The sequence below is a fragment of the Enterobacter sp. RIT637 genome (genome assembly GCF_019718755.1).
In the GTDB taxonomy this organism is placed as follows: Bacteria; Pseudomonadota; Gammaproteobacteria; order Enterobacterales; family Enterobacteriaceae; genus Enterobacter.
The window spans coordinates 15857-28715 of sequence record NZ_JAIHAZ010000016.1 but is presented as its reverse complement, the minus strand read 5'-3'; the positions used below and the strand labels follow the sequence as shown (position 1 = coordinate 28715).

Annotated in this window: 10 protein-coding genes; 6 read left to right on the top strand and 4 right to left on the bottom strand. The window is 57.0% G+C overall.

Features of this window, described 5'->3' with window-relative positions; all coding sequences use genetic code 11:
* Positions 1-130 precede the first annotated feature (130 nt).
* Positions 131-2311: a catalase/peroxidase HPI gene (gene katG, locus K5E19_RS18940; RefSeq protein ID WP_221552572.1), complete on the top strand. Its 2181-nt coding sequence runs from the start codon at positions 131-133 to the stop codon at positions 2309-2311.
* Positions 2312-2390: 79 nt separating this feature from the next.
* On the opposite strand, the gene K5E19_RS18935 is transcribed toward katG, so the two are convergent.
* The 3 genes from K5E19_RS18935 to ptsP are packed head-to-tail and all read right to left on the bottom strand — an operon-like array spanning position 2391 to position 6685.
* Positions 2391-3494, bottom strand: a complete 1104-nt coding sequence (locus K5E19_RS18935; RefSeq protein ID WP_221552571.1) for a glycerol dehydrogenase — start codon at positions 3492-3494, stop codon at positions 2391-2393.
* A 12-nt stretch (positions 3495-3506) separates the two neighbouring features.
* The gene (fsa, locus tag K5E19_RS18930; RefSeq protein ID WP_221552570.1) at positions 3507-4169 is read right to left on the bottom strand and encodes a fructose-6-phosphate aldolase; all 663 of its coding nucleotides are present in this window, start codon (positions 4167-4169) and stop codon (positions 3507-3509) included.
* Between the two features lie 14 nt (positions 4170-4183).
* A complete protein-coding gene (gene ptsP / locus K5E19_RS18925; RefSeq protein WP_221552569.1) occupies positions 4184-6685 on the bottom strand; it encodes a phosphoenolpyruvate--protein phosphotransferase in 2502 nt (833 codons plus the stop codon).
* Between the two features lie 301 nt (positions 6686-6986).
* Between ptsP and K5E19_RS18920 the strand changes: the two genes are divergently transcribed.
* From K5E19_RS18920 to K5E19_RS18900, 5 genes are read left to right on the top strand one after another with little or no spacing between them, the layout of a single operon-like run.
* On the top strand, positions 6987-8066 hold the full coding sequence (locus tag K5E19_RS18920; protein WP_221552568.1) for a PTS fructose transporter subunit EIIC: 1080 nt from the start codon (positions 6987-6989) through the stop codon (positions 8064-8066).
* A gap of 14 nt (positions 8067-8080) precedes the next feature.
* A complete protein-coding gene (locus K5E19_RS18915) occupies positions 8081-8401 on the top strand; it encodes a PTS fructose-like transporter subunit IIB (protein WP_023326311.1) in 321 nt (106 codons plus the stop codon).
* Positions 8402-8452: 51 nt separating this feature from the next.
* Positions 8453-10747, top strand: a complete 2295-nt coding sequence (locus K5E19_RS18910; protein WP_221552567.1) for a formate C-acetyltransferase — start codon at positions 8453-8455, stop codon at positions 10745-10747.
* A complete protein-coding gene (locus K5E19_RS18905) occupies positions 10713-11588 on the top strand; it encodes a [formate-C-acetyltransferase]-activating enzyme (protein ID WP_221552566.1) in 876 nt (291 codons plus the stop codon). The genes K5E19_RS18910 and K5E19_RS18905 overlap by 35 nt, the downstream gene beginning before the upstream one ends.
* 2 nt (positions 11589-11590) lie before the next feature.
* A complete protein-coding gene (locus K5E19_RS18900) occupies positions 11591-11962 on the top strand; it encodes a PTS fructose-like transporter subunit IIB (RefSeq protein ID WP_221552564.1) in 372 nt (123 codons plus the stop codon).
* Here K5E19_RS18900 and K5E19_RS18895 read toward each other — a convergent pair.
* Positions 11934-12782: an AraC family transcriptional regulator gene (locus K5E19_RS18895; RefSeq protein WP_221552562.1), complete on the bottom strand. Its 849-nt coding sequence runs from the start codon at positions 12780-12782 to the stop codon at positions 11934-11936. The genes K5E19_RS18900 and K5E19_RS18895 overlap by 29 nt on opposite strands.
* Between the last annotated feature and the right edge of the window lie 77 nt (positions 12783-12859).

Here is a 12859-nt window from a genome sequence, read left to right as displayed (position 1 = left end):
CGTACAAAACCCATGTATTTTCCATGGGGAATTAAACGGATTTAACTATCGAATCTGTGGGTTATCTCAACTATACCTTATCAATAAGGGCGTATATCGTAACGGTAACACTGTAAAAGGGAGCAAAGCGATGAGCACGTCAGACGAGACCAATAAAGCGGCATCAGTCGGCAAATGCCCGTTCCATCAGGGCGGCGTCGATCACAGCGCGGGCGCAGGTACAGGCAGCCGCGACTGGTGGCCAAAACAACTCCGCATCGATCTTCTTAACCAACATTCCAATCGTTCGAACCCACTGGGTGAAGACTTCGACTACCGCAAAGAATTCAGCAAGCTTGATTACTCCGCCCTTAAAGGCGACCTCAAAACCCTTTTAACCGACTCCCAACCGTGGTGGCCTGCCGACTGGGGCAGCTATGCGGGCCTGTTTATCCGTATGGCCTGGCACGGGGCAGGTACCTATCGCTCCGTTGACGGACGCGGCGGTGCCGGACGCGGTCAACAGCGCTTTGCGCCGCTGAACTCCTGGCCGGATAACGTGAGCCTGGATAAGGCGCGTCGCCTGCTGTGGCCCATCAAGCAAAAATACGGACAAAAAATTTCCTGGGCTGACCTGTTTATCCTCGCGGGTAACGTGGCGCTGGAGAACTCCGGCTTCCGCACCTTTGGTTTTGGCGCCGGGCGTGAAGACGTCTGGGAGCCGGATCTGGACGTGAACTGGGGCGATGAAAAAGCCTGGCTGACCCACCGTGACCCGGAAGCGCTGGCGAAGCGTCCTCTGGCCGCCACCGAAATGGGCCTGATCTACGTTAACCCGGAAGGGCCAAACGCCAGCGGTGAACCCCTGTCTGCTGCGGCGGCCATTCGCGCCACCTTCGGCAACATGGGGATGAACGACGAAGAGACCGTTGCGCTGATCGCGGGCGGCCACACTCTCGGCAAAACCCACGGCGCGGGTGAAGCCACGCACGTGGGCACCGATCCGGAAGCCTCGCCGATTGAAGCGCAGGGCCTGGGCTGGGCAAGCACGCACGGCACGGGGATTGGCGCAGATGCCATTACCTCCGGTCTGGAAGTCATCTGGTCACAAACCCCGACCCAGTGGAGCAACTACTTCTTCGAGAACCTGTTCAAATATGAATGGGTACAGACCCGCAGCCCAGCAGGGGCGATTCAGTTTGAAGCCGTAGATGCGCCGGAAATCATGCCTGACCCGTTCGACCCGTCGAAGAAACGCAAACCAACCATGCTGGTCACCGACCTGACGCTGCGTTTTGACCCGGAATTCGAGAAAATTTCCCGCCGCTTCCTGAACGATCCGCAGGCTTTCAACGAAGCCTTCGCGCGCGCCTGGTTCAAGCTGACCCACCGCGATATGGGGCCAAAAGCGCGCTACATCGGCCCGGAAGTGCCGAAAGAAGATCTGATTTGGCAGGATCCGCTGCCGCAGGCGGTGTTCAATCCTTCGAAAGAAGACATTGAAAGCCTGAAGGCGGAGATTGTGGCATCCGGTCTGTCCGTGAGCGAACTGGTTTCTGTTGCCTGGGCGTCTGCGTCGACCTTCCGCGGTGGCGATAAGCGTGGCGGCGCCAACGGCGCGCGTCTGGCGTTGGCTCCTCAGCGCGACTGGGATGTTAACGCCGCAGCGGTTCGCGCGTTGCCGGCTCTGGAAGCTATCCAGCGCACCACCAACAAAGCCTCACTGGCCGATATCATCGTGCTGGCGGGTGTGGTGGGCGTTGAGCAGGCTGCGAAAGCCGCAGGCGTTTACGTCAACGTACCGTTCACCCCGGGCCGCGTCGATGCGCGTCAGGACCAAACGGATATCGAGATGTTTACTCTGCTCGAACCGATTGCCGACGGCTTCCGCAACTACCGTGCGCAGGTGGATGTGTCCACCACCGAGTCACTGCTGATCGATAAAGCCCAGCAGCTGACGCTGACCGCGCCAGAACTGACGGTGCTGATCGGTGGCCTGCGCGTTCTGGGTGCCAACTTCGATGGCAGCAAGAATGGCGTGTTCACCAACCGTGAGGGCGTGCTGAGCAACGATTTCTTCGTGAACCTGCTGGATATGAACACCCAGTGGAAAGCGACCGACGAATCAAACGAACTGTTTGCCGGTAGCGACCGCACCAGCGGTGAAGTGAAATACACCGCGACCCGCGCCGACCTGGTCTTCGGTTCCAACGCTGTCCTGCGCGCGCTGGCAGAGGTTTACGCCAGCAGCGATGCCAGCGAGAAGTTTGTTCGCGACTTCGTTGCGGCATGGGCGAAGGTGATGGATCTGGATCGGTTTGACCTGAAATAGCAAAATCCCCGCCACGGCGGGGATTTTTTTGACCAGTAATGTAGGCCGGGTAAGGCGCAGCCGCCACCCGGCTATTTCGTTACTCCCACTCCTGCAGGAACCGCTGCCCATACTGGTCAGCTACCAGCAGCGCCGCATAGACCTGATCCGGCGATACGCCTCCCGGCATGTTGTGGATGGTTTCACCTTCTGCACAAGATGCTTCCGCAATCAGACGCATTTTGGCCGGAATATCTTCTTTGATGTTCAACTGCGCCAGCGTGATCGGCAGCCCGACGCTGTGACAAAGTGCCGCGACGGTTTCGATCTCTTCTACCGGCGCGTTTTCCAGCACCAGCTGAGTCAGTGTGCCAAACGCCACTTTTTCTCCGTGGTAGAAGTGGTGCGCATCCGGCACCGCCGTCATACCGTTATGAATAGCGTGTGCCGCCGCCAGCCCACCGCTTTCAAAACCTACGCCGCTGAGATAGGTATTCGCTTCGATAATGCGCTCCAGAGCAGGCGTTACCACGTGCTGTTCCGCCGCGAGCATCGCCTTCTCACCCTCTTCAACCAGCGTGTTGTAGCACAGCTCGGCAAGCGCTAACGCTGCCTGCGTGCACTTACCGCCCGCCATGGTGGTTGCCCCGCTGCGCGAGCAGGCGCGCGCTTCAAACCAGGTCGCCAGCGCATCGCCAATCCCGGCGGCCAGCAGGCGCGCAGGCGCCCCCGCGACCACTTTGGTATCGACGATAACCATGTTCGGGTTGTGGGGCAGCATCAGGTAGCGATCGAACTCACCGCTGTCGGTGTAAATGACGGAAAGGGCGCTGCACGGCGCATCGGTGGAGGCGATAGTTGGGGCAATGGCGACCGGCACGTCCATAAAGTGGGCCAGCGCTTTGGCGGTATCCAGCGTTTTACCGCCGCCAATGCCCAGCACCGCCATGCAGTCGGCGCTATCTGCTAGTTTTTTCAGTCGATCGATTTCATTTTGTGAACATTCGCCGCCAAATGGCGCAATTTCGGCGTGGAGTTCGGCATTTTTGAACGTCTTACGCAGGGTTTCTTCGGCAAAACCCAGCACAAATTTATCACCGACGACCAACCAGCGCTGTGCCAGCGGTTTCAGATAGTCGCCGAGACGGGTAAGCACATCAGCGCCCTGGATGTATTTCCCAGGCGATTGAATGATACGGTCCATAACAGTTCTCCCTTAGAGGTTGAGGTTACCAAACGCGTTTTTCCAGTCTTGCTCGAACTTCTCTATGGCTGACTCTACCGCTGGCGTACCGAGCATTTGTTGCGCTACATCTAAAGGAAGTGTGATTGCTTCACATCCGGCGAGCAGGCAGTCCAGCGCCTGACGCGGCGTTTTGAAGCTGGCGGCCAGAACTTTGCTTTCCGGCGCGTGCAGTTCCAGCAGGGATTGCAACTCCTGGACCATGCGAATGCCATCACCGCCCTGAGCGTCGACGCGGTTGACGTACGGCGCGACATATTTCGCGCCTGCGAGCGCGGCAAGCAAACCCTGTGCCGCGCTATAAACGGCAGTGCCCAGCGTAGTTATCCCCTCTTTTTTCAGCGCCTTAATAGCGATAAGCCCCTGAGCCGTCACCGGGATTTTCACCACGATGTCCGGTATGGCATTACTCAGGCGTTTAGCTTCCGCCACCATGCCTTCTGCGTCGCGGCTCATGGTTTGGGCAAACAGCGTGCCTTCTGGTCTAATGGCTTTTTGCAGGCGCGGGAGCACGTCCCAGATGGATTCGCGGCTGGCAGCAACAATGCTTGGGTTGGTGGTAACACCCGCAACAGGAAAGATGCGGGCCAGACGTTCAACTTCCGCTACGTTGGCGGTATCCAGATACAGTTCCATTACACTTCCTCATTTCAGAGTTCTAATTCGTGTTGCAGCAGGGAGGCGATGGCCTCTTCTGAGCTGGCGTTGACCAGCGCGCTGCGGAAATCGTCATGCATGATGCGGCGGGCCAGGCGGGAGAAAATACGCATATGCTGGTCGCCCGCGGCGTGTTTATTCAGCGTCAGCATGATGATGAACTGTGCTTCTTCGTCACCCCACATGACCGGTGATTTCAGGCGCGCGACGCTGATGGTGGATTGCTCAATATGCTCAGACTTGCTGTGCGGAATGGCGAAGCTGAAGCCAAGCCCGGTAGAGAATACGGCTTCACGCGCCCACAGATCGGCCTCCAGCTTGCGGGGATAGCGGCAACGTCCGGCGAGCAAAAGGTTATCGGTCATCCCTTTCATGACCTCTTCTTTACTGTTCCAGTCGTTATCAAGTGAAATACAGCGAGGTGTGACCAGCGGCGTGTCCTGCTGGTTCATGCGGAACTGCGCCAGCAGGTGTTCCACTTCAAGCGAGGTGCGACATGCCATGGCCTGGTTCAGCAACTGGCGGCAGGCGCGGCTATCAAGCTGTGCCAGGCGCGCTTTCGTCGCCGGAATGGCGGGCGACCCCATGCTCAGCTCGTCCAGTCCCAGACCCACCAGCAACGGCAGCACTGAACCTTTTGCGCCCAGCTCGCCGCACAGGCCAATCCATTTCCCCTGGCGATGGACGGCCTGTACCGCGTAATCCAGCGCGTGCAGGAAGGCCGGGTTCAGGCTGTTGTAGTGGCGCGTGACTTTGGCGTTGTCGCGGTCGACGGCCAGCAGATACTGCGTCAGGTCGTTACTGCCGATGCTAAAGAAATCAATCTCTTCGCAGCACTGATCGATAATGAACATCACCGATGGCACTTCGAGCATGATGCCGAACGGAATTTTTTCATCAAACGGAACGTGTTCAGCGCGAAGCTGCTGCTTCGCTTCGGCGAGCTTCTCTTTCACCCACAGGATCTCTTCCATGGAGGAGATCATCGGGATCATGATCTTCAGATTGCCGTGGGCAGAAGCACGAAGGATCGCCCGAAGCTGGGTAGTGAAAAGCGCGCCATACTCTTCGTAAATACGTACGGCGCGGTAGCCGAGGAAGGGGTTGTTTTCCGCCGGGATATTCAGGTACTCCACCGGCTTATCGCCGCCGATATCCATGGTGCGCACGATAATGCTGCACCCGTTTGCGCTTTCCAGTGCCTGACAGAAAATGTTGTACAGCTCGTTTTCACCGGGCGCGCTGCTGCGGTCCATATAGAGCATTTCGGTGCGGAACAGGCCAACGCCCTCGGCGCCGTTACCGAATGCCGCCTGCGCTTCCACCGCGTGGGCGATGTTCGCAGCAATCTCAATGCGCAGGCCGTCGGAGGTTCTGGCTTCCCGGTCAAGCCAGATGCGCTGCTGCTCGCGTATTGCCTGTTTTACCCGTGCTTCCTGTTGATAGTAGCGCGCTACCGCATCGCTGGCGTTGACCACGACCGCACCGGCATTTCCATCGACAAAGACGGGTTTATTGCGCCACTGCAGCAGGCTTTCACTGTCGACGCCCACCAGTGTCGGAATATTAAATGAACGAGCAAGAATGACGGTGTGCGAGGTTGTTCCGCCGCTTTTTAACAGCAGCCCTTTGAGCAGCGTTTTATCGAGCTCCAGGAACTGGCCGGGAGTGAGGTCGTCAGCAAGACAGACGGTCGGTTGCGTCAGCTGGCCCGGCGCGGGGAAGCGCTCTTCACCGTATATTTGCTGCAAAAGCTGATAGCAAACATCGCGCACATCCAGCACGCGTTCCTGCAGATAGCTGCTGCTGGAACGAGAAAACGTATCGCAGAAATGGTTAGCAGTGGCGATTATAGCCTGCGCGCAGCTTAGCCCCTGGCTTACGCCCTCAAGAAGATGCTGTCGCAATGAGGCATCCGTCGCCAGCGAGCGGTGCGCGTCAAGAATGGCGCTGGCGGTGCTGTCGCTGTCCAGCGCGCGCAGCTCAATGTTTTTCACCAGCAGGGTAAGGCCGCTGTCCAGCGCGGACTGCTCCTCTTCTGGGCTTTTGGCGTCGGGTAAATCCGTAAGGGCATTAAGATCCAGCGAGGTCAGTAAGGTCAGAATCCCCCTGGCGCTACCGCTGCAAACGGGCAGGGCGCGAAACAGGGTAGGATGGAGGCGCGTGAGGGATTCTGGCAGCGGATCAAGCTCGGTATTGAGAGCTTCCGCAAGCGGCGCGTCACAGTGGGGGAACTCTTCCCGGAGCCATTGTTCCAGTTGTTGATATGCGCTTTGCTCATCTTCACCGTCGATCACCAGACGACAGGCATCGCCTGCCAGGGTGTCGGTGCCAATCAGCGCCAGTGCGCTCTTGGCATCCCCTTTGCGGTCAGTGCGCAGGTTGTGCCATTCGATTTGCGAGATAAAGGTATTGCACAGCGTCTCTACATGACTTGCGGGACGCGCGTGAACACCGTTGGGCAATTCACAGGTAAATTCCACTACCAGAGCCATACACACTCCTGAAACCAATCATCATTCATTGGCAAACAGCATACGAGCGTGGTGATGAAGCGCGCCATGTGACAAATCTGCCAAACACTGGACAAATGTAATATCACGCGAAAAGTGAGATTTGACTCACAGGTTATGAAGGTTTGCGTAACGCCAGATGGCTTCGAAATGTCGAGGCGGATCGCATTTTTATTTCGATATTACAAAAATCCAGTAAATGCCCTTTTTGTCTCCTGTCCGACGTCTTTCTGATTTCCTATTGTTGCCACAACATCTTTATGGGTATAGGCAGGAGCGACATATGAAAGAGTTGGTGCATATTCTCAAGAACACGCGGCAGCATCTGATGACCGGGGTGTCGCACATGATCCCGTTCGTGGTCGCGGGTGGTATTTTGCTGGCGGTTTCGGTCATGTTGTATGGCAAGGGCGCGGTACCGGATGCCGCAACCGATCCTAACCTCAAAAAACTGTTCGATATCGGCGCGGCGGGGTTAACGCTGATGGTGCCCTTCCTGGCTGCCTATATTGGCTATTCCATTGCCGAGCGCGCCGCGCTGGCACCCTGTGCCATTGCCGCCTGGGTGGGTAACAGCTTCGGAGCGGGCTTCTTCGGCGCCATTATTGCCGGGATCCTCGGCGGGATTGTGGTCTGGTATCTGAAAAAACTGCCGGTTCCGAAAGTTCTTCGCTCCGTCATGCCTATCTTCATCATCCCTATCATCGGCACCTTTGTTACCGCGGGCATCATGATGTGGGGTCTGGGCGAACCTGTTGGTGCACTGACGACGGGGTTAACCCAGTGGCTGCAAGGGATGCAGCAAGGCAGCATTGTGGTGCTGGCTATCATCATGGGGCTGATGCTGGCCTTCGACATGGGTGGCCCGATTAATAAAGTCGCCTATGCCTTCATGCTTATCTGCGTTGCTCAGGGTGTTTACACGGTGGTGGCGATTGCGGCAGTCGGTATCTGCGTGCCACCGCTGGGATTAGGCCTGGCAACGCTGATTAATCGCAAGAATTTTACCGGTGAAGAGCGTGAAGTGGGTAAGGCTGCATTAGTGATGGGCTGCGTGGGCGTCACCGAAGGGGCCATTCCGTTTGCCGCGGCCGATCCTCTGCGTGTCATTCCCTCCATTATGCTCGGCTCCGCGTGCGGAGCGGTGACAGCCGCCGTGATGGGCGCACAGTGCTATGCCGGCTGGGGCGGGCTCATCGTTCTGCCGGTAGTCGACGGCAAGCTGGGCTACATCGCTGCGGTTGCGGTCGGGGCGGTGGTAACGGCCATTAGCGTCAACGTACTGAAAAGTGTGGCTCGCAAGAACGCAAAACAGGTCGAGGAAAAAGAGGACGACCTGGATCTGGATTTCGAAATTAACTGAGTGAGGAAGAGAACATGGCCCGAATTATCGCAGTAACAGCATGCCCGTCTGGCGTTGCCCATACCTACATGGCGGCCGAAGCGCTGGAAAGCGCCGCTAAAGCCAAAGGCTGGGAAGTGAAGGTTGAAACGCAGGGGTCGATTGGTCTTGAGAACGAACTGACGGCAGAAGACGTTGCCGCCGCAGATATGGTGATCCTGACCAAAGATATCGGCATTAAATTTGAGGAGCGTTTTGCCGGGAAAACCATCGTGCGCGTCAACATCAGCGACGCGGTTAAACGCGCCGACGCCATCATGAACAAGATTGATGCCCACCTGGCGCAAACCGCCTGACGCTCTCCCGCCCCTCGGGGCGGGCTCGTTTTCCGTTACAGGAGTTCCCTCATGACGAATCGTACCCAGCGTTTGAAAGACGCACTCTTTGCCAACCCGCGCGAGATCTCACTTGAGCGTGCTTTGCTCTATACCGCCAGCCATCAGCAGACGGAGGGAGAGCCGGTTATCCTCAGGCGTGCAAAAGCCACGGCGTACATTCTTGACCATGTGAACATCGCGATTCGTGATGAGGAACTGATTGCCGGAAACCGAACCGTTAAACCGCGCGCGGGCATTATGTCGCCTGAGATGGATCCCTACTGGCTGCTTAAGGAGCTGGACCAGTTTGCCACGCGTCCGCAGGACCGCTTTGAAATCAGCGATGAGGATAAGCAGACCTACCGTGAGGTGCTGTATCCCTACTGGGAAAACCGGTCGATGAAGGATTTCATCAACAGCCAGATGACGGATGAGGTGAAAGCCGCGGTGGGGACGCAAATTTTCAGCATCAACCAGACGGATAAGGGCCAGGGGCATATCATTATTGACTACCCGCGCCTGCTCAATAACGGCCTGGGTGCGCTGGTGGAGGAATTGCGCGAACACTGCGCCCGCGATGCGCAAAACACGTTCTATGCCGCCGCGCTGATTCTGCTTGAAGCGTCCCAGCGTCATATTCTGCGCTATGCGGCATTAGCCGACGAGCTGGCCGAACACAGCACTGCGTCACGGCGTGAAGAATTACGGAAGATTGCCGAAATCTCGCGCCACAACGCGCAGCATAAGCCGCAAACGTTCTGGCAGGCGTGTCAGCTGTTCTGGTACATGAACGTCATTTTGCAGTATGAATCTAACGCCAGCTCGCTCTCCATCGGGCGTTTTGACCAGTATATGCTGCCCTTTTATCAGGCCTCGCTCTCACAGGGCGAAGCGCCCGCGTTCCTGAAAGAGATTCTGGAATCGCTGTGGGTGAAGTGCAATGACGTGGTGCTTTTACGCTCCACCAGCAGCGCCCGCTATTTTGCCGGTTTCCCGACCGGGTATACCGCACTATTGGGCGGCCTGACGGAGAGCGGGCGTAGCGCGGTGAATGTGCTTTCCTTCCTGTGTCTGGATGCTTACCAGAGCGTTCAGCTTCCTCAGCCGAACCTCGGCGTGCGGGTTAACGAACTTATCGACCGGCCTTTCCAGCTTAAAACGGCGGAGACGATCCGTCTGGGCACCGGTATTCCGCAGATTTTCAATGATGAAGTGGTGGTGCCTGCTTTCCTCAATCGCGGTGTGTCGCTGGAAGACGCGCGTGATTACGCGGTCGTCGGCTGCGTTGAACTGTCGATCCCGGGGAAAACCTACGGTCTGCACGATATCGCCATGTTTAACCTGCTGAAAGTGATGGAAATCGCGATGCAGGAGAACGAAGGCAACGCAGCGCTCAGCTATGAAGGCTTGCTGGAACATATTCGCGCCAAAATTAATCACTACATCGCGCTGATGGTCGAGGGGAGCAATATCTGCGATATCGGCCATCGTGACTGGGCTCCGGTGCCGTTACTCTCTTCATTCATAAGCGATTGTCTGGAATCAGGAAAAGACATTACCGACGGTGGCGCACGCTATAACTTTTCCGGCGTGCAGGGGATCGGGATAGCAAACCTGAGCGACTCGCTGCATGCCCTGAAAGGGCTGGTCTTTGAACAGCAGCGCTTAAGTTTTGATGAGCTGTTAGCCGTGTTAAAAGCGAACTTTGCCACCCCTGAGGGCGAAAAAATCCGTGCCCGACTGATCAATCGCTTCGAAAAATACGGTAATGATATCGATGATGTGGACAATATCAGCGCGGAGCTGCTGCGCCACTACTGTAAAGAGGTCGAAAAATACCGGAACCCACGCGGCGGGCAGTTCACGCCTGGCTCTTATACCGTATCGGCACACGTACCGCTGGGGGCTGTGGTAGGTGCGACACCGGATGGCCGTTTTGCCGGGGAGCAACTGGCAGACGGTGGGCTCTCGCCGATGCTTGGGCAAGATATGCAGGGCCCGACGGCGGTACTTAAATCAGTCAGTAAGCTGGATAACTATCTGTTATCCAACGGTACGTTGCTGAACGTTAAATTCACTCCTGCGACGCTGGAAGGCGATGCCGGGCTGCAAAAGCTGGCGGATTTCCTTCGCGCGTTCACGCAGCTTAAGTTGCAGCATATCCAGTTCAACGTGGTGAACGCAGAAACACTGCGTGAAGCACAACAGCGTCCGCAGGATTTTGCTGGGCTGGTGGTACGCGTTGCCGGATACAGCGCCTTCTTTGTTGAGTTATCGAAGGAGATCCAGGATGACATTATCCGCCGCACAGCGCATCAGCTGTGACGTGGTTGAAACGCACGTCGACGTGGCGCGTATTTTCAACATCCAGCGCTACTCATTAAATGACGGACGCGGCATCCGTACGGTGGTTTTTTTTAAAGGCTGCCCTCACCGCTGTCCGTGGTGCGCGAATCCGGAGTCGATCTCGCCGAAAATCGAAACGGTGCGTCGGGAGAGTAAATGCCTGCACTGTGCTCCCTGCCTGCGGGACGCTGAAGAGTGTCCCTCCGGCGCGTTCGAGCGTATCGGGCGGGATATGACTCTGGATGCGCTGGAAAACGAGGTAATGAAAGACGATGTCTTCTTTCGTTCCTCGGGCGGCGGCGTCACCCTTTCCGGTGGAGAAGTGTTGATGCAGGCGCCTTTCGCGACACGGCTTTTACAGAGGCTGCGTCGTTACAGCGTGCATACGGCCATCGAAACGGCAGGCGATGCGCCTTTGTCCCGCTTACTGCCTCTGGCTCGCCAGTGTGATGAAGTGCTGTTTGATTTGAAGATCATGGACGCGGAGCAGGCGCACGCGCGGGTGGCAATGAATCTGCCCAGAGTGCTGGATAATTTTATGCAGCTGGTGACAGAGGGGATAAACGTGATCCCTCGCGTGCCGCTTATTCCGGGCTATACGCTCAACGAAACGAACATGGCGAAGGTGCTGGCGTTTCTGCTACCTTCGGGAATACGCCAGCTGCATTTACTGCCGTTCCATCAGTATGGAGAGCCGAAATACCGTTTGCTGGGGCAGGAGTGGGGTATGCGGCAGGTGGTTCCGCCGACGGAAGAAGAGGTGTCAGCCATGCGCCTGATGGCGGAACGTGAAGGATTTCAGGTCACCGTAGGAGGTTGAGAATGACAGTGCTAACGGGGCGTCATCTGGTGGCCGTGACCGCGTGCGTCAGTGGCGTCGCGCATACCTATATGGCCGCCGAACGGCTGGAGAAAATTTGCCAGCAGGAGAAATGCAGCGTTCTCATTGAAACGCAGGGCGCACTGGGCATTGAGAATACGCTAACGGATGACGATATTCGCCGCGCCGATGTGGTCTTGCTGATCACGGATATCGAACTGGCGGAAAGCGAACGCTTTGAAAACGCACGCTACGTGAAGTGTGGAATTAATGCTTTTTTACGCGATCCGCAGAAGGTGATGGGCGCAGTACGAAAATTGCTGTCCGCGCCGCAGCATACTCAGGTCATTCTGGACCAGGCGCTTTTTCGGTGAGCTGACTGTGATACTGGCGGCGATACTCCGAGGGCGAGCGCTCCGTATTTTTCCGGAATAACCGGCAGAAGTAGTTACTGTCGACAAACCCGCAGGCGTGAGCCACTTCCTTCACTTTTAAATCATACCCTTTCAGCAGCTGACGCGCGTGCTCCAGCCGGGTGTGGGTCAGGTATTCATTGAAACCCACTGCGCCCGTTTTCTGGAACAGATGCGACAGATAGTTTGGGGAGATGTAAAACGCCTGGGCAACGGACTCTCGGGTGAGCGGTGTGGCGTAGTGTTCGTCAATATAGACCCGAATCGCTTCAAACAGAGCCTGACTGCGGGAGGCGGTTTGGATCTGACTACCCAGCAGGTCGACGCAGTGGCTAAGCAGGCTGGCGACAATCAGCCGTGCAGTTTGCTGCTCGTGCGGTTGCATCTGTATTTCATGGAGCGTCTGTAACAGAAGAGACCCAATGCGCGGACCGCGGCGGGCAACGTGCTGCTTCGCCAGGTTTCGGACCTCGACACCGTCCCAGCGCAGGAGGCTAAACCCAAGCTGCTGTTTGCCAAACAGAATGCTCAGCGTGGTTGCGGGCGTTTGCCATTGCGGATTATTCCAGCCGCCAGCCGGGACGTATAAAACATCACCCTGCTGTAAAACGTAGTCAGCCAGGTCTTTCATCGAACCTTCGATCACCATCTCCAGACGCGGAAAATCGACCTGCAAGGCAAGTTCGGGGGCGGAGGTCGCTGGGTTTGCAAAATGCACCTGACGCAGCGGTGTTGTGCCGTTGATCAGGTCAGTCAGAATGTGGGGAATATCGTGGAGCATGGTGTGGATACCAGGGTATTGCCCGGCGGCGCTAACGCTTACCCGGCCTACTTATCGTAGGCCCGTGCAAGCGCAGC